Raw genomic sequence first — 17,524 nt, 5'->3', positions numbered from 1 at the left:
TCTGACGTTATATGTTTCAACTTTGTAGACATTACATTTTGATGGTTAAATATTTCGTCTCTTTGATTATTTAGAATATTAACACTAGAAAGAACTATATGTCAATAATAAAAAGTGGAGTGTTAATTTCTTGGAATAATATATATTAAAAGCAGATTTCCTCATATTAGGGAATCCGCTTTTAATATATTTTGCTAAAAAAACAATGGGTGTGGGTGGGAACACAATGATCTAAGTTGCATTTTATCCCGCATTAACGGGCAGTAAGATCCTCACCTCAAAATTCAGTGAAAGCAAAGAAGTAAGGGGGGGGCAACTGTCCGTAAAAGCCCGATTGGTGAGGGCTGATTAAAGTTTCACTTTATTTTTCGATTTTTGCCCACTTGAAGTTTAACTGGCCTGCGAAGTCTACTTGCACAATTCCTTTTACATAAGAACGTTCTAGATAAGATTCTCCTTTTTGGTAAAGAGGAGCGATAACAGAGTCCTTAAATAAGATTTTTTCTGATGCTAGTAACGCTTCCCAGCGAGCTTTTTCATCACCAGCCAAAGTAGTTTTAACTTTTTCAATTGTGTCATCAAACTCTTTATTAGAGTAATGATCTAAGTTGTAAGGGTTATTCGTCGTAAATAGTTCAAGGAATGTAATTGGATCAGCAAAGTCAGGGCTCCAACCGTCAATTCCAATCTCGTAGTCACCTTTTAATAAGAGTGAAACTTGTTGTTTACGTGGTTGCGGTTTTATATTTACTGTTAAGCCATCTAAATTCTTTTCTAGTTGCCCTTTTAGGAATTCACCAGTTTTCTTCTCAAGGTCACCATCACTTGTTAATAATTCTAATGTTATCTTTTCAGAACCAAGTTCTTTTTTTGCTTTCTTCCATAATTCTTGTGCAGATGTTGTATCAACTTTTGTTAAATCGCCGTTTGCAGTACGGAAGTCTTTTCCATCAGGCCCTTTTGCAAAGTTTTTCGGCACGAGACTAAAGGTTGGTGTAGAGCCATCATTTAATAATGTATTTACAAAGGATTTTCGATCAATTGTTTGATCGATTGCTTGGCGTGCAGAAACGTTTTGAAGTACTTTGTTTTGTTGATTCATACGTAAAAACTGTACGCCTACGTTCGGGCGTTCTTTAAAGTTAGCATCCTTTTTATATTTATCAACGAAGTCAGATGTTAGTTTTATACGGTCTAATTGTTTGGATTCGAATAAATTTATTTCTGTTGATTTTTCTTTCACAACGTTGAAATTGATTTCTTCGAGTTTGACATTATCTTTATCCCAATAGGTAGGGTTTTTCTTAAATTTAAAGCTTTGTTCATGCTTCCAATCGCTTAGTGTAAAAGCTCCGTTGTATAAGATTTTGTTATCTTCTAAAGCGTACTTATCACCTTGTGCTTTAAAGAATTCCTCGTTGATTGGTAGAAATGTTGGGAACGCCGTTAAGCTAATAAAATACGGAACAGGGCGCTCTAATTCTACTTCAAACGTATGGTCATCAACTGCTTTTATACCAAGTTGATCGGCAGGAAGTTCTTTGTTGTTAATTTTTGTTGCATTTTTAATATCAAAGAATAGAAATGCATATTCAGAGGCTGTTGCTGGATCGACAGCTCTTTGCCAAGCGAAGACAAAATCTTTCGCTGTAACAGGAGTGCCGTTTGACCATTTTGAATCTCGTAAATGGAATGTGTATTTCGTTTTATCGCCATTTATTTCATGAGATTTTGCAACGCCAGGGACAGGCTTGTTACCTTCGCTAAGATTATACAAACCTTCAAATACGTTTCTCATTACTTGACCAGAATCAGTATCTGTAGCACGAGCCGTATCCATTGTTCGTATTTCGGTAGGTGAAGATAAGTTTAAAACCTGTTTACTAGGTGCCTCGTCTTTTGCATTTGCTCCGCTCGCTTCGTTTTTATAACTACCGCAACCAGTTAATAAAATACTTACTCCTACAACTGATGCAATACCGGGTACAAACTTCTTTTTCATTTGATTTTCCTCCTAAATAATTAAGTTTGGATGATGATGAGGGAAATGAAAAATAAAAAATCCCTCTTTTCGTATTGAGAAAGAGGGATTTTTACGTACAAGTTATGCACCCGTATATAAACGAAGTCCCTCATTCTATCTTTCAAGCACAAAGCTTGCAGGAAGTGGCACAGTATTCAAAATGAACCTGCTGCCGAGGTTTCAAAGGGCCAGTCCCTCCACCTCTCTTGATACAATGAGTAAACAAATAAATTTTATTAATTTTTGTGTTTCTTTGATAATTCAAAATCTTACACCTTAGATAATGAAGTGTCAATCAAATGGAATACAGTTTAAATTTTCAGTTTTATTAAAAATAAAAAAACCACTGCATATGGCAGTGGTTTCCCTACTAGAAGTTAAAGTTATCAGGATCTGGACCAACGCGATGATTTTCATTTAAAGCTTGAATTGCTTTCATATCATCCGAGCTTAATTCAAAGTCAAAGATGTTTGCATTTTCAATAATGCGGTGTTCTTTAATAGACTTAGGGATTGTTACAACTTCATTTTGTAGATCCCAACGTAAAATAACTTGTGCAGTCGATTTATTATATTTCGTAGCGATTTCTTGTAATGTTGGGTGATTAAGTAGCTGCCCCTGCATTAATGGTGACCAAGCTTCAAGCTGGATGTTATGTTCTTTACAGAAGGCATGTAATTCTTCTTGTGCTAAACGTGGGTGGTATTCCACTTGGTTAACCATTGGTTTAATTTCTGCAATTTCAAATACGTCTTGCAAATGGTGAATATGGAAATTACTCACACCGATAGCACGAACACGACCATCTTTATAAAGCTGCTCTAAAGCTTTCCATGATTCAGTGTATTTTCCTTTTACAGGCCAATGTACTAAATATAGATCTAAATATTCTAGACCTATTTTTTCTAATGTAGTTTCAAATGCTTGTAGTGTTGACTCGTAACCTTGATCACTATTCCACACTTTTGAAGTGATGAATAACTCTTCACGAGGAATACCAGATTCTTGAATTGCCTGTCCAACGCCTTCTTCGTTTTTATATATCGCAGCAGTATCGATACTACGGTATCCATTTTTTATAGCTGCTTTTACAGAATCAATTACTTCTGTACCATCTTCAACTTTAAAAACACCCAAGCCGAACCAAGGCATTTTCACGCCGTTATGTAATGTTGTATAGTCGTTTAAACTTGTTAAAGTCATATTAATTCCCCCTAGCTTTTTTATTGGTCGCTTCAACTGCTTGTTGAATGACTTCTGAAAAATTATTTTCATATAGAACTTTTAAGCCTTCAGCCGTTGAACCTCCTGGTGTTGTTACTTGTTCGCGGAGCATAGCTGGATCCTGATTTTGCTGGAGCATAGCGGCAGAGCCAGCAATCATTTGAATGACAAGGTGTTTTGCTGTTTCCTCATCAATACCATAGCTTTTCGTTGCTTCAATTAACCCTTCAGCAAAGTGATAGAGAAAAGCGGGTGCACTACCAGTAACTGCGGTAAGTTGGTGAACTTCCTCTTCGGTACAAAACTGTGAGGTACCGATACCTTTTAAAAGAAGTTGTAACGTTTCTTGATGTGTTTCATCTACAGAATGTCCCGTCGTATATAAGGAGATAGACTTTCCAATTCCAGCAGCTGTATTTGGCATAATCCAAGCAACAGGTGTCCCTTGGGGAAGTCTTTCTTCTAGATAAGATGGTCCGATTCCGGCAGCAACTGTCACGACAAATTGATTAGTTAGAAGAGGGGATAGATCCGCTAATAGCTGTTCATGTGCGACAGGCGGCATTGCTAAAACGATTGTATCTACAGATTTAATATGCTGTTTCCAATCTGTTGTAATCGATAGATCATATTGAGTTTGTAATTGCGTTAGTTTTTCTATGTTACTTCGGTTGGAAACAATAATTTCTTCGATGTATTCTTTACTTGTTGTAAGTAGTCCAGCAAATATAGCTTCTGCCATACGACCGGCACCAATAAATAAAATTCGATGTTTATTAGGCATATCCTTTATTCCTTTCTGATGAGAATATGTTATAAAAAACGATACCATTTTTAAGAGAATTTTGTAAAAAGAAACGGCTTATCGTAAGTGGAATAGATGAGTGGGGAGTTTTACAGGAGAAAATTTATAGTAAGTATAAGAGTTATTTCTTATACTGTTGATAGGGAGTTTATTACATATCTGGGGAGAGATAAATATGGTTAGAAGTCCACTTTTTTTACTCATTTCTAGTATTATTTGCATATTAGTTGGATTCTATATCCGATCAAGTTATATTGAAATTTTCGCATCGGTTATGGGGATTATTAATGTTTGGTTACTTGCAAGGGAAAAGGTATCAAACTTTTTATTTGGGATGATTACAGTTGCGGTATTTCTGTATATTTTCACTACACAAGGCTTATACGCAATGGCAGTATTAGCAGCCTTCCAATTTATATTTAATGTGTACGGTTGGTATTACTGGATTGCGTGTAGTGGGGAGGAGAAGGTAAAACCGACAGTCCGCTTAGATTTGAAAGGATGGATTATTTATATACTTTTTATTTTAGTTGCTTGGATTGGTTGGGGATATTATCAAGTCCGTTATTTAGAATCGACAAGTCCATATTTAGATGCTTTAAACGCTGTATTAGGATTAGTAGCTCAATTTATGCTGAGCCGAAAAATCTTAGAAAATTGGCATTTATGGATTTTGTATAACATAGTTAGCATTGTGATTTATATTTCAACGGGCTTATACGTCATGTTAGTATTAGCTATTATTAATCTATTTTTATGTATCGATGGCTTGCTAGAATGGAAGAAAAACCATAAAGAGCGAGAACGTGTAAATAATTATATTTAGAAAATAATTGTAATCAAAAAACCCCCTGAAGCATATACGTTTCAGGGGGTTTAAATATAGTATAAATTTATGCTTTTGTCATACCAAGCAATACAGCGCCGCCGATAATTAAAACACTACCTAGAGCAATAAAGATCAATTGACGTTTTGTTTTCTTTTCACCTAAGAAGACAATCGCACCGAATGTTGAGATAACGATTCCAGTTTGAGATAATGGGAAGCTTGTCGCTACTCCGACACGTGGTAATGAAAGAAGTAAGAATAAGTTTCCTGTTCCCCAAAGTAAACCAGATACAGCATTACGAATTGCATATTTGTTAAATGGTTTATGTTTAGACGTCAGTACAACCGCACCAACGAACATACCAACTGCCTGTGGTAAAATCGCAGACCAACCATCAATGTTATACCAACGAATAATAATTACATATACAAGATAACCGAAAGTAGAAACAATTAAAGTAAGAAGTCCCTTTTTCAATTGTCCTGGTGGCTGTGCATTTTCTTTATCATCTAGTGATGTGAATACTACACCAACTACGATTAATAGGATTGCAATCGTTCCCAGAACAATCGTTGTAGTAGTAGTCCACTCACGAAAAGCGATAACTCCAAAGATAGAAGTTGCAACAAGTTGCATACCAGTAGAAATAGTTACAGTAGTTGAAACACCTAGTTTTTCAACTGTTTTTAATTGGTTTACTTGTCCTAAAGCCCAGAATAAACCTGAAATAAAGCCAACAATCAAGACTGTCATTGTTAAAGTTGGTTGAGTAAATACATACATAGTTGTTGCGAAGAATAGAGCACCGATTGTCATACCTACCGTTTGGCTATATGCACCACCGCCCATTTTTACGCTTACTAATAAGATGTTTCCCCATGCGATTGCAGGAAGAAGCGCTAATAAAATGTCCATTACAAGACTCCCTTCGGTTTTCTATACCAATATAATTACATATCGTTCTAACGATCGGTAATGCCCCACTAATAGAGTAGAAGATTACCGATCGCTAAAACAGGATGAAGAATTTACGATATAAATGCGTTTTCATTTCTTCATTTTTTGAAACACTTTCATATAATAACAGGAAATTACCTATTTTAGAAAGTGAATTCAAATAAAATGTATATTTAAATAAGGAGAAAAATTCAGTTATTAATCAAATCATTTTATTTTTCGGGAAATAAAAAGCAACTTTTGTCGAAAGTTGCTTTAAGAAGTAGTAATTCTTCTATTAATGAGTTGAATGCATAGTAAGAATAGAAGGGACATACTAATCGTTATGATTACAAGTGTCCAAGCTAGTTGCATATTACTCGCATCAATAGCCATATAAATCGCCGTTGGAATCGTCTGAGTTTTGCCAGGTATATTTCCTGCAAACATTAAAGTTGCACCAAATTCACCGAGTGCGCGAACAAAGCTTAAAATCATACCGCTAAGTAGTGCGGGGAATGCAAGCGGGAGTGTAACATGTAGAAAAACTTGATATTCACTTGCACCAAGATCGCGCGCGCCATCTTCAATTTGTACATTTGCGATAGAAAATCCTGTTTTTGCTGATTGGTACATGAGCGGAAATGCAACGACTGTAGAAGCAATGATAGCAGCAGTAGATGTAAACATAATGGACTGCTGAAATAATGATTCAATCCACTTTCCAATGGGACTGTTATTTCCAAAAATGATAATTAGAAAAAAGCCGATAACAGTTGGTGGAAGCACCATTGGTAATAAGAAAATAGTTTCTAGTAGTACTTTATATCGCCACGAGGAGCGCGCTAATGCTCGTCCAATAATCGTTCCTAAGATCGTAACGATTATTGTGGCGCACGCAGCTACTCGCAAGGATAGAAAGACAGGTGACAAAATTGCATCAAAGCTCATAGCGATTATGGCAGGATTGTAAATCCATATTTCTTAAAGATAGATTGTGCATCTTTTGATTGTAAATACTCATAGAATGAAGTCGCCTCTTTCTTATGCTTAGATTCCTTTATAACACCTAAAGGATAGTGGATTGGCTCATGAGAATTAGCTGCTACCGCTTCTACAATTTTTACCTTTTCTGAAACGAGAGCGTCTGTTTTATATACAATACCAGCATCAACATTACCTGTTTCTACATATGTTAACACTTGGCGAACATCTTTTGTAAATACGATTTTATTTTGAACGTCATTCCAAAGATTTTCATATGTGAGAGAAGCTTTTGCATATTTTCCTGCAGGTACAGATTCGGGTGTACCAAGTGCGATTTTCTTGATTTTCTCACCCTTTAAATCTTGAAATTTTGTAAGAGCACTATCTTTTGGAACGACTAGAACTAGTTCATTTCCAAGAAGGTTTTTCCCTTCTTTTTCATTAATAAATCCTTTTTTAACAAGAGTTTGGAATTTATCCTCTGCTGCAGAGAAGAATAAATCAGCAGGTGCACCTTGCTCAATTTGTTGTTGAAGTGCACCAGAAGCACCGAAGTTAAAAGAAAGTTTAATATTAGGTTCTTTTTCTTTATATTTTGTTTCAATTTCTTTTAGTGCATCTTGTAAGCTTGCAGCAGCGGATATAGTAAGTTCTACTGTTTTTCCTTCTTTGGCAGTTGATTTCTCTTTCTTTTCTCCGCTTGTACATGCAGCACTAAATATAAGAAGAAAAGAAAGTATAAGTGCCCCAATGGATCGTAATGTAAACTTATTCATAAAAAAATCCCCTTTTGTTTTGATATATTTAATTATAACTAATTATAACTAATTATAACTAGTTATAATTGAATATAATTTGAACGGTATAGTTGTTTTTTAAAACTAGGAGAAATATTCTTTTCTTTGTTACAATGAAGGAAGAAAGTGAGGAATCGTCTATGGATCATCATTCCTACACAACGGAAGAAGTAGCAAAGCGATTAAAAGTATCAAAATTAACTGTATACGACCTAATTAAAAAAGGAGAACTTCCTTCTTATAGGGTTGGTAGACAAATGCGCATTGATGCAGCTGATTTAGAACAATATATAAAGCAAATGAAAACAGGGAAGGTACAATTTACTCCTGTAAAGAAGGATGAAATTAGTAGTTCGAATACACGCATCATTAGTGGTCAAGAACTAACGTTAGATATGTTGGCAAAGCATATAGAAAATCGATTGCCAAATTCTAATATATTGAGAGCGTATCAAGGTAGTTTAACGAGTTTAGTGAAGATGTACCAAGGAGAAGGAAGCGTCGTTAGTTTACATTTATTTGATGGTGAAACGGGTACATATAATGTTCCTTACGTAAAACGTATTTTAGTTGGACAACCATATATTATGATGAATTTATTAGCAAGAAATGTTGGGTTTTATGTGCAAAAAGGGAACCCACAAAATATAAAAACATGGGCTGATTTAGCTCAGTCATCTATACGATTTGTAAATCGAGAAAAAGGTTCTGGTATTAGGGTGTTAGTGGATGAGCAATTGCGAATTCAAAAATTAAGTAAAGAAGATATTAACGGGTATGAATGGGAAGAATCGAATCACCTTGGCGTTGCCTCGCAAGTCGCGAATGGAAAAGCTGATGTTGGGGTAGGATCAGAAAAGTTTTCCCAAATTGTGAACGTAGACTTTATTCCAATAATGAAAGAACAGTATGATTTAGTACTTCTGAAGAATAGAGAAAATGAGGAACTTATTGAGGTTATAAAAGAGGTTTTGCAATCTGAAGAGTTTCACAATGAATTAAAAGCAATTGGTGGATATGATATAAGCAAAACAGGCCAAATTATATATGAAACAAACTAAAAAGCTGCTTGTCTATAAGACGAGCAGCCTTTTCTATATATAAAGGGGTTGGGGGAAACAAAGTGTTAAATAAGACTTTGAGCAAGTGTGTAAATGAAAGCTGTAAGAAGAGCTGCTCCACTTGCAAGTTCGATAAAGTGAAACTTTAATCAGTGAGGGCGGGGTATCCCTCGCTGATTATTAGCCCTCACCAATCGGGCTTTTACGGGCAGTTGATCCCAAACCTAACTTCTTTGATTTCGCTGAATTTTGAAGTGGGAGTCTTACTGCCCGTTAATGCGGGATAAAGTCTGATTTGTTGAAGGTAATGTTGTTCATCATAATCTCTCCTTATTTGTTTAATGTAGTTGCAACTGCTTTTGCATCGACAAGTGCGGATAGCACCATGCCCATTGTATTGAAAAATTTGTTTGATTTCATTTTGTTCATCATGTGTATCCGCTCCTTTTCGAATTGTTGTTGCCCTGCTTTCTGTCTTAATTATATGAAATATGGCCGGCTGCAACTATCGAATTAGCTTACGGGAGGATTACACTTTTGTAAGAAAAAAAGACATTCATGTAAGAATGTCTTTTAAAGCATATTGATATGATGGTGCTCTTTAATTGTTTTTAAAAAGCTGCGCATCGAATTGGTCATGTAACTATCTTTACGGCGTATGAAAACAGTTGAAATACTGCCGTATTTCTCCGGAATTGGATGGCAGTGGACTTTACCTGCTGTAGAAAGGTGCTGCACCGCAGACTGGGGGACGAGTGTAATCCCAAGACCGAGCGCTACGCTATTTAATATAGTTTCTAATATGTTAAATTCCATAATTCTTTTTGGTAGCAAACCTTCATCTTTAAGCCATCGTTCAAGCTTGGAACGGTATCCACATCCTTGATTAAAAACGAGTAGGGGCGTCGTAGTAAATTCTTCTATATGAAAAGCTTTATTTTGTGTAACAAGCATTAATTTCTCGGTACTAACATCGTATTGTTCAATTAGTGGATGTTTAATAGGACCTGATATAAAGGCACCATCTAATTGGTGATCGAGCACTTCTCTAATAAGTTCTTCCGTTAGACCAGCTTGTAATGATAAATCGACATTTGGATAGCTTTTGTAGTAAGAAGACAAAATGGTAGGCAATGTACTGACTGTTTCGACTGTACCAATTTTTAATATGCCAGATGGTGTTTCACTATCTAAAAACACTTGTTTTAGCTCTTCAACATCTTGCAAAATTTTATGAACGTAAACGAGCATTTTTCTTCCTTCAGCTGTTAAAGTCATGCCTCGCTTATGACGGTAAAAGAGAGGTGTTTTCAGCTCGTTTTCTAATTGTTTAATACGTGCGGTTACATTTGATTGTACATAATTTAATTCCTTTGCTGCGCCGCTTACACTACCGCGGTCGGCAACGCTCTGGAAGATTTGTAAGTCTCGTAATTCCATTTTATGCTCCTCCTTGATGTTAACTATCATTATAAATGATAGTTAACATCATTTTGAATCATTTTACGTGATATATTTTTTCTTTTACAATTCTCTTTGTGCAAATAGAAAGAAGTGAGGGATTGCGGTGAGAAGAAGTCAAATGATAATAGGTGCGTTGGCATGTTTAGTTGCAAGTATGTCATGGGGGGCAATGTTTCCTGTTGCTGATCATGCACTAGAATACATAGATCCATTTTATTTTTCACTTATTCGCTATGGAGCCGTAGCAATTGTACTGATTGTATTATTGCTAATGAAAGAAGGAAAGAAAGCATTTCGCTTAGAAGGAAGAGGGAAGTTACTCGTCTTTTTTGGAACAATGGCGTTTACCGTATATAATGTATTAATTTTTCTAGGACAAATGTTAATGGGAAAATCAGGTGTGATGGTAGCTTCTATTATGGAGGCGCTTATGCCGATGATTTCAATTTGTATTTTATGGGGATATAAAAATATAAAGCCGAAGAAGTATATGATAACGAGCATGATTATCGCATTTGTAGGAGCTGTATTTGTTATTACAAAAGGTGATATGAGTTTCTTTTTAACATTGAAAGATAACATGTTTTCACTAGCATTTATATTTGTTGGTGTTGTAGGATGGGTTATTTATACGATGGGTGGTCAAACGTGTAGTGATTGGTCTACGTTACGTTATTCTACGTTGACCTGTGTATTTGGTACGGCTGTCACAGGAATTATAACGGTAATCATTACGGCGCTTGGATACGTTTCAGTCCCAAGTATGGGATTGATTTCTATTGTGAAATATGATTTATTATTTATGATGACATTACCAGGTATTGTAGCGCTACTTGCTTGGAACTACGGTGTGAAAATCTTATCATCAATTAATGGTATTTTATTTATTAACTTTGTGCCAATTACTACTTTAGTTATTATGATGATACAAGGATATAAGATAACGACATTTGATGTATTAGGAACATTATTTGTTATTGCAGCGCTTATTCGTAATAATGTTTGTCAGAGAAAAGAAGAAAATATAAATAAACAAATTTTGCAAGAAAAGCAATTGCGTCAAGCTGTTTAATAGGCAACTGGAGGATTTTATATGTTAGAAAGTTTATTGTTTTTCTTTGCTGCTGGAGTTGCCTGCGAGCTTGCAGCAATTAATCGAAACGGTCGTAAAAATATAAAACAACAAGCTGAACTGATACAGCTTTTAAAAGACTTGAAGGAAAGAAAAAATTAAAAAGACGACCGGGCATAGACGGTCGTCTTTTCTATTATTATTTATATAAAGGGGAAAGGGGACACAAAGTTATATAAGCGTAGCAGCGTAAATGAAAGCAGTAAGAAGAATCGAGCCGCTAGCCAGTCCGAAAAAATCTAATTTGTTAAAAGTCATGTTATTCATTATAAATTCTCCTTACTTGTTTAATGTAGAAGCAACAGCTTTTGCATCGATAAGAGCGGAAAATACCATGCCCATTGTATTTAAGAAATTGTTCGTTTTCATTTTGTTCATCATATAGATCCGCTCCTTTTCAAATGGTTGTTGTTACTTTCTAACTTGATTGTATAAGATATTGGGGGGGAGTCACTATCGAATTAGCTTACAAGAAAATTACACTTTTGTAAGAATTGAAATTTAACAATAAATACTTATTTTTATTACCAACTCCTAAAACTTAGTGTTATAATCGTTGTAAGAAAATGATTATACTTCGGATATTCAGAAAGGAACGAAACAAATGTATAAACCAATTACATTTTCGTTGAAATATATATTTAAAATGGCTGGGAAGGTAGAAGTACAAGGGAGAGAGAAATTACCGGAAGATGGCCCTTATGTTGTTGCGTGTACACATACAAGTTTTATGGATGTTTTAATGTTAGCGGCAGGAATGTACCCAACCCAAATTCATTACATGGCAAAAAAAGAATTGTTTGAAGGGAAATTTAAAAATTGGTTTTTTAAAAATGTAAATGCATTCCCTGTAGACCGTGCGAATCCAGGGCCAAGCACATTAAAAATTCCATCACGTTTATTAAAAGAAGGAAAAGTAGTAGGGATTTTCCCGAGTGGGACGAGGTCATCAGAAGACGTTTCACTAAAAGCTGGGGCTGTTACGATTGCAATGCGTTCTAACGTTCCGTTAATACCGGCAGCTTATGTTGGTCCATCAAGTATAAAAGAATTGATAAAAGGAAAAAAAGCGCGATTAGTTTTTGGAGACCCAATTCAAATTGATGCTGAAGAACAAATAGATCGAAAAACGGCTATGAAGATGATGACAGATGAATTAAATGCAAAGTTTGAAGAACTAAAGGAAGTTTTGCAGCCGAATCAAAGCTAAAAAAGACGACCGGGTATAGACGGTCGTCTTTTCTATTATTATTTATATAAAGGGGAAAGGGGACACAAAGTTATAGTGTAGCAGCGTAAATGAAAGCAGTAAGAAGAACCGTGCCGCTAGCTAGTCCTAAAAAATCTAATTTATTAAAAGTGATGTTGTTCATAATGCATTCTCCTTACTTGTTTAATGTAGAAGCAACAGCTTTTGCATCGATAAGAGCGGAAAATACCAAGCTCATTGTATTTAAGAAATTGTTCGTTTTCATTTTGTTCATCATATAGATCCGCTCCTTTTCAAATGGTTGTTGCCCTGTTTCTGACTTAATTATATGAAATGTTGCGGAGAGTCACTATCGAATTAGCTTACAGGAAAATTACACTTTTGTAAGAAAAACGAATGAAAGTGTCATGATGAGAAGATTTGACATATGTTCATGTGATTCATTAAGTTAAAAGTAGAGGTGAGTGTATGGCTAATATTAAAGATATTGCAAAGATGGCTGGGGTTTCAGTTACGACTGTTTCGAGGGTATTAAATGATCATCCATATGTAAGTGAAGAAAAAAGGAAAGTTGTTTTAGAAATAGTTGAGAAATTGAATTACTCGCAAAATGCAAATGCTGTGCATTTATCAAAAGGGAAGACGAATATTGTTGGCGTGATTTTACCTTATATTAATCATCCATCTTTTGATGCGATGGTGGGTGGAATGATGGAAGTTGCGTTAGCTCATAATTACAGGGTGCTTCTTTGTCAAACGAACTACAATAAAAAAGAAGAAATGAAAAGTTTACATATGTTGAAAACAAAGCAACTAGACGGTCTTATCATTTGTTCTCGTGCTAATGAGTGGGAAACTATAGAGCCTTATGCAGCGTATGGGGCGGTTATTGCTTGTGAGGATAATGATATTGAAAGCATATCGAGTGTATATACAGATCATTTTAATGCCTTTCAATTAGGGATGAGTTACCTTATTGAAAAAGGTTATAAGAAGATTGGATATTGTACGGGAAGAAAGTTAGGGCCAAGTAGTAAGAAACGTTTTGATGCTTATAAACAACAGCTACAATTAATAGATGAAGAAGTGATGGAAGATTGGATTTTCACAGAATGCTTTACATTAGAAGATGGTGTAAGAGTTGCACATCAATTCAAGGAGATGGAGAATCCTCCTGAAGCATTAATAGTGGCAGGAGATGAAGTTGCTATTGGGATCATGACAGAAGTTGAAAAATTAGGTATTGAAGTTCCTGAGGATTTAGCGATTATTGGTTTTGATAATCAACCGATTTCTCAAGTTTTACAACTGACAACCATTGACCAAAATTTAAAGGGAATAGGTAAGACGGCTTTTGAAATGTTTTATAGGCAAGTAAGTGATGAGGGTTCTAAACAAGAAAAGATGGAAATTCCATATAAACTTGTGGAACGTTCTACAGTTTAGTCATAATCCGTTATGTGTATAATCACATAACGGATTATTTTTTGAAATGTCTTTGACAGGAAACGCGTTTCATACTTTATAAAAGAGTTACACCGGTCTGTAATAATCCATGGATTCTTTTCAAGTGTTAAAACAATGAATAGAATTTGGAGGGATATGCATGAATGAACTTTTATTAAGTATGAAAAAATATGTAGAGGATGACGAAAAGATTTTAGCGTTTGTCGTAGGGATATTTGAAAAGGATGACTTTACTTTATGTTATCAACATGGGATTTTTGTTGCCACTACTAGACGTCTTCTATTTTACGGGAAATTTCCGTGCTATCCTGCGATATTTGAAGAGTATTCGTATTTGCATATAGATGACATAGATTTCCGTCCATATTTCGAATGTACTTGTAATCGTGAAACCATTAGAGCTAAGTATATTCAGAGTGGGAGTGTGGAGCGCTTTGTCCGTACAGTTAGAGCGAATATGAATAATTAATCACCCCTTTGTTTAAACATAATATCTTGGTCTTTGTGAGGGGAAATGCGGAATAAAAACAACTTCTAAACCTCTAGGAGATAGTGATACAATGTCAAATGGGGGAGGTATGAACTATGGTTAATCAACGTATAAAGGAAATAACACTAATTACAATTGGTTCATTATTATTCGCAATTGGTATTAATTACTTTGCAATTCCAAACCGTTTATCAGAGGGTGGAATTATTGGTTTAACAGTTGTTACGTACTATTTATTTGATTGGTCACCGGGAATTGTGAATTTTGGTTTGAATGCAATTTTATTAGCTGTAGGTTATAAATTTTTTGATAAGAAAACGATGGTTTACACAATTATAGGTATTGTGGAAACATCTTTGTTTTTATATGTTACAGAACATATCGAATATCAAGTAAATAGTGATACGTTACTAGCAGCTTTATTTGCTGGTGTATTTGTAGGTATCGGATTAGGCTGTATGTTCAAAGCTGGAGGTACATCAGGAGGATCGGCAATTTTAGCTCGACTAGCAAATCAATATTTAGGTTGGAGCGTTGGTAAAGGCGTACTTATTATTGATATCGTTGTAATTGCTGGCTCTGTATTTATAATAGGACAAGAAAAGGCAATGTATACACTTGTAGCTGTATTTGTCGGAGCGAAAGTAATTGATTTCATCGTGGAAGGTATGGATACAAAAACAGCTGTTACGATTATTTCGAATCAACCAGACTTAATTCGAGAGACTATTACGAAAAACATGACGCGCGGTGTCACTGTATTAGAAGGACGCGGCGGATATACTGGTAAAAATAAAGAAGTTTTATATATCGTTATTAATAAACAAGAGCTTGTTAAGTTAAAGCAAGTTATTAGTAGAGTTGATGAAGATGCCTTCGTTGTCATTCACGATGTGCGTGATGTACTTGGCGGTGGCTTTAAAGCAAGCTAAAAGGTGAACGAGAAAATTCGTTCATCTTTTTTTATCCCGCATTAACGGGTAGTAGAACTCCCACCTCAAAATTCAGCTGGAGCAAAGAAGTTAGGTGGGAGATCAACTGCCCGTAAACGCCCGATTGGTGAGGGCTGATTAAGGCTTCACTTTATTCTTACAAAAATGTAAGGGTAATGTAATGGGATTGAATGGTAGATTAAATTCCTGCTCTTTAGAATGGATGTATAAGTATCCTGTAGAGGAGGAAGATCAGTATTATGAAGAAAAAAATAATTACTACTGTAATAGCTATGGTAGTGATAGTAGTAGTATTACTATTACTACCTACGAAACTTGGACCAGTTATTGATAAATATAATCCGCTTTATACGACGAAAGAATACTATACAATTGTGGATGCGATTGGTCAGCATGTCGGTGATGAATGGTATGAATATGAATTTATTGCATTTGATGAACGTGGAAGAGAACAAAAAATAAAGAAGACTGTTAAGCATATGTTAAAGAGAGATGAAGCATTAAAGGTGTACGCAAAAGGACGCTACGGCGAGGCAATTGAAGAAATTGAAGCTGTAAATATTCCTATTAATGCGAAGAGTAAACTTTTAACGATGAGATAGCGAATTATACCCCTGCCTATTTTTTGTCGAAAATAAAAATACTAGGTAGGGGTATTTTATGTTCGTGAAAAAGCCTTGGTCCATATGGACTAAGGCTTTTCTTATTATATAAAGGGGAAGGGGGTACAGTGTAGTAGCATGAGTGAAAGGTATAAGAAGAGTCGGCTACTAGCAATGTAATTTGGTTATGTGAGTGTTCTTCTTATTTGGCTTACTTTCTAACTTTATTGTACGAAATATAGGTAAGGGAAACTATCGAATTACATTACACATAGCTTACAAACATGTAAGCCTTCTGTAATGTAATTCGATGGTTAAAATATAGTAAATTTCATATAGTGTAACTAGAAAGTCTCACTGTATCACTTTCTGTTTGTAATGTTAATGAAGAATGAAAAACCAACTAATTTTTAATAGCCCTCATCTCTATTTAGATGAGGCTCTTTTTCAAACCTTACAACATTGTAAGGTTTACGTAAGTTAATTCGATAGTAAATTTGTCATATTTTTTGCATAATAGATACAAATAGATAAAAAATAATTAGGGATATATTAAGAAGGGAGAAAACTGGGATGCGTAAAGAAGAAGTAGTGAAGTTTCCAATTAAAGATTTCTGTAGCTACTTTACTGTTGCCGTAGTATGTATTGGATTATTTGATATAATAACAAATTTAATTGTTAACTAATATAGATGATAAAACAAGAAGGAAGACCCTTTCTTGTTTTTTTTATGGGGGCATAAAGATGAAATTGATTGATAGCCATATACATGTTGATCAATATGAGAATGAAGAGAAAAGTAGATTATTTATAGATGTGGAAAACAGTAAAGAGATACAAGGGCTTATTGCAGTATCTATGAATTATCAATCATGTCTAGAAACTTTATCTTTAGCAAAGCGATATCCTTTTGTACATCCAGCAATAGGTTTTCATCCGGAGCAGCCGATTCATAAAGAGGAATGTGAGCAAATTTATAAATTAATTGAAGATCATGTAGAGGAAATCGTTGCGATTGGTGAAGTGGGACTCCCATATTATTTAAGGAAAGAAGATGAAAATATTGCTATTGATCCATACATAGCGGTGTTAAAAAAGTTTGTGGAACTAGCTAGTAAATACGATTTACCAATTATATTGCATGCGGTTTATGAAGATACTGACACTGTATGTGGTTTACTTGAAGAATATAAAGTTTCGCGTGCACACTTTCATTGGTTTAAAGGAAGTGAAGAGGCAATGAAACGGATGATGAGGAACGGTTATTATATTTCTATCACACCGGATGTTTTACATAAGGAGAAAATTAGAAAAATAGTTTCGTATTATCCGCTTGAATATATGATGGTAGAAACAGATGGGCCGTGGGAATTTCAGAAGGATACGATGACACATCCTTATATGATAAAAGATGTATTACAAGAAATTAGTATAATAAAAAAAATATCAGTAGAGAAAGTTACTGAGCAAATATATGCGAATACGGTGCGATTTTATAAAGTTAGTGAGTCGTAAAAAAACACCAAGCATCTCGCTTGGTG

At 35.0% G+C, this 17,524-nt stretch carries 19 protein-coding genes, 1 pseudogene and 1 riboswitch; of the genes and pseudogenes, 10 read left to right on the top strand and 10 right to left on the bottom strand.

Annotation, left to right across the window (positions count from 1 at the left end; all coding sequences use genetic code 11):
* Positions 1-361 precede the first annotated feature (361 nt).
* From ABH957_RS26685 to proC, 3 genes are all read right to left on the bottom strand, one after another.
* Complete coding sequence (locus ABH957_RS26685; protein WP_404512567.1) at positions 362-2,002, bottom strand: peptide ABC transporter substrate-binding protein; 1,641 nt, start codon at positions 2,000-2,002, stop codon at positions 362-364.
* A gap of 132 nt (positions 2,003-2,134) precedes the next feature.
* Positions 2,135-2,239, bottom strand: a riboswitch (SAM riboswitch).
* 154 nt (positions 2,240-2,393) lie between these two features.
* Positions 2,394-3,227, bottom strand: a complete 834-nt coding sequence (locus tag ABH957_RS26680) for an aldo/keto reductase (RefSeq protein WP_404512565.1) — start codon at positions 3,225-3,227, stop codon at positions 2,394-2,396.
* Between the two features lies 1 nt (position 3,228).
* Complete coding sequence (gene proC / locus ABH957_RS26675; RefSeq protein ID WP_002091431.1) at positions 3,229-4,032, bottom strand: pyrroline-5-carboxylate reductase; 804 nt, start codon at positions 4,030-4,032, stop codon at positions 3,229-3,231.
* 196 nt (positions 4,033-4,228) lie between these two features.
* Here proC and pnuC point away from each other — a divergent pair, with 196 nt between their 5' ends.
* Positions 4,229-4,879: a nicotinamide riboside transporter PnuC gene (gene pnuC / locus ABH957_RS26670; RefSeq protein WP_404449343.1), complete on the top strand. Its 651-nt coding sequence runs from the start codon at positions 4,229-4,231 to the stop codon at positions 4,877-4,879.
* 67 nt (positions 4,880-4,946) lie between these two features.
* Here the strand turns inward: pnuC and ABH957_RS26665 are convergent, their stop codons facing one another.
* From ABH957_RS26665 to modA, 3 genes are all read right to left on the bottom strand, one after another.
* Positions 4,947-5,798 (bottom strand): GRP family sugar transporter, encoded by an 852-nt coding sequence (locus ABH957_RS26665; RefSeq protein WP_002009926.1) that lies wholly within the window; start codon positions 5,796-5,798, stop codon positions 4,947-4,949.
* 297 nt (positions 5,799-6,095) lie between these two features.
* Positions 6,096-6,770 (bottom strand): molybdate ABC transporter permease subunit, encoded by a 675-nt coding sequence (modB, locus tag ABH957_RS26660; protein WP_002029397.1) that lies wholly within the window; start codon positions 6,768-6,770, stop codon positions 6,096-6,098.
* Positions 6,771-6,775: 5 nt separating this feature from the next.
* On the bottom strand, positions 6,776-7,582 hold the full coding sequence (gene modA, locus ABH957_RS26655) for a molybdate ABC transporter substrate-binding protein (protein ID WP_404512563.1): 807 nt from the start codon (positions 7,580-7,582) through the stop codon (positions 6,776-6,778).
* 134 nt (positions 7,583-7,716) lie between these two features.
* Between modA and ABH957_RS26650 the strand changes: the two genes are divergently transcribed.
* Positions 7,717-8,664 (top strand): substrate-binding domain-containing protein, encoded by a 948-nt coding sequence (locus ABH957_RS26650; protein WP_404449348.1) that lies wholly within the window; start codon positions 7,717-7,719, stop codon positions 8,662-8,664.
* Positions 8,665-8,729: 65 nt separating this feature from the next.
* On the opposite strand, the pseudogene ABH957_RS26645 reads toward ABH957_RS26650, so the two are convergent.
* Both ABH957_RS26645 and ABH957_RS26640 read right to left on the bottom strand, forming a co-directional pair.
* A pseudogene (locus tag ABH957_RS26645) lies at positions 8,730-8,810 on the bottom strand (DUF3948 family protein); the annotation flags it as partial.
* A 427-nt stretch (positions 8,811-9,237) separates the two neighbouring features.
* A complete protein-coding gene (locus tag ABH957_RS26640; protein WP_002063480.1) occupies positions 9,238-10,104 on the bottom strand; it encodes a LysR family transcriptional regulator in 867 nt (288 codons plus the stop codon).
* Between the two features lie 127 nt (positions 10,105-10,231).
* Here ABH957_RS26640 and ABH957_RS26635 point away from each other — a divergent pair, with 127 nt between their 5' ends.
* Together ABH957_RS26635 and ABH957_RS26630 are read left to right on the top strand one after the other, a co-directional pair.
* Entirely contained in the window at positions 10,232-11,200 is a 969-nt protein-coding gene (locus ABH957_RS26635; protein WP_404512561.1) for a DMT family transporter, read from the top strand.
* A 21-nt stretch (positions 11,201-11,221) separates the two neighbouring features.
* Positions 11,222-11,362, top strand: coding sequence for a YrzO family protein (locus ABH957_RS26630; RefSeq protein WP_002063481.1), 141 nt, complete (start codon positions 11,222-11,224; stop codon positions 11,360-11,362).
* Positions 11,363-11,431: 69 nt separating this feature from the next.
* Here ABH957_RS26630 and ABH957_RS26625 read toward each other — a convergent pair whose 3' ends face one another.
* Positions 11,432-11,527 carry a DUF3948 family protein gene (locus ABH957_RS26625; protein ID WP_404457883.1) on the bottom strand — a complete coding sequence of 32 codons (96 nt, stop codon included), beginning with the start codon at positions 11,525-11,527 and terminating at the stop codon, positions 11,432-11,434.
* A gap of 337 nt (positions 11,528-11,864) precedes the next feature.
* On the opposite strand from ABH957_RS26625, the gene ABH957_RS26620 reads away from it, so the two are divergent.
* Positions 11,865-12,470, top strand: a complete 606-nt coding sequence (locus tag ABH957_RS26620) for a lysophospholipid acyltransferase family protein (protein ID WP_002063482.1) — start codon at positions 11,865-11,867, stop codon at positions 12,468-12,470.
* Positions 12,471-12,540: 70 nt separating this feature from the next.
* On the opposite strand, the gene ABH957_RS26615 is transcribed toward ABH957_RS26620, so the two are convergent.
* Positions 12,541-12,633, bottom strand: coding sequence for a DUF3948 family protein (locus tag ABH957_RS26615; RefSeq protein ID WP_012260201.1), 93 nt, complete (start codon positions 12,631-12,633; stop codon positions 12,541-12,543).
* Positions 12,634-12,938: 305 nt separating this feature from the next.
* On the opposite strand from ABH957_RS26615, the gene ABH957_RS26610 reads away from it, so the two are divergent.
* The 5 genes from ABH957_RS26610 (at position 12,939) to ABH957_RS26590 (ending at position 17,498) form a co-directional block, all read left to right on the top strand.
* The gene (locus ABH957_RS26610) at positions 12,939-13,916 is read left to right on the top strand and encodes a LacI family DNA-binding transcriptional regulator (RefSeq protein ID WP_404449355.1); all 978 of its coding nucleotides are present in this window, start codon (positions 12,939-12,941) and stop codon (positions 13,914-13,916) included.
* 160 nt (positions 13,917-14,076) lie between these two features.
* On the top strand, positions 14,077-14,406 hold the full coding sequence (locus ABH957_RS26605; protein ID WP_404449357.1) for a PH domain-containing protein: 330 nt from the start codon (positions 14,077-14,079) through the stop codon (positions 14,404-14,406).
* Between the two features lie 116 nt (positions 14,407-14,522).
* Complete coding sequence (locus ABH957_RS26600) at positions 14,523-15,359, top strand: YitT family protein (RefSeq protein WP_002009911.1); 837 nt, start codon at positions 14,523-14,525, stop codon at positions 15,357-15,359.
* A 260-nt stretch (positions 15,360-15,619) separates the two neighbouring features.
* Positions 15,620-15,982 carry a YxeA family protein gene (locus tag ABH957_RS26595; RefSeq protein WP_404512559.1) on the top strand — a complete coding sequence of 121 codons (363 nt, stop codon included), beginning with the start codon at positions 15,620-15,622 and terminating at the stop codon, positions 15,980-15,982.
* A gap of 745 nt (positions 15,983-16,727) precedes the next feature.
* Positions 16,728-17,498, top strand: coding sequence for a TatD family hydrolase (locus ABH957_RS26590; RefSeq protein ID WP_404449361.1), 771 nt, complete (start codon positions 16,728-16,730; stop codon positions 17,496-17,498).
* Positions 17,499-17,524 lie beyond the last annotated feature (26 nt).

Origin of the sequence: Bacillus sp. RC242 (assembly GCF_044908245.1) — a bacterium.
Lineage (GTDB): Bacteria > Bacillota > Bacilli > Bacillales > Bacillaceae_G > Bacillus_A > Bacillus_A mycoides.
Note: the sequence above shows the minus strand (reverse complement) of the source record. Positions and strands in the feature narration are given on the sequence as shown.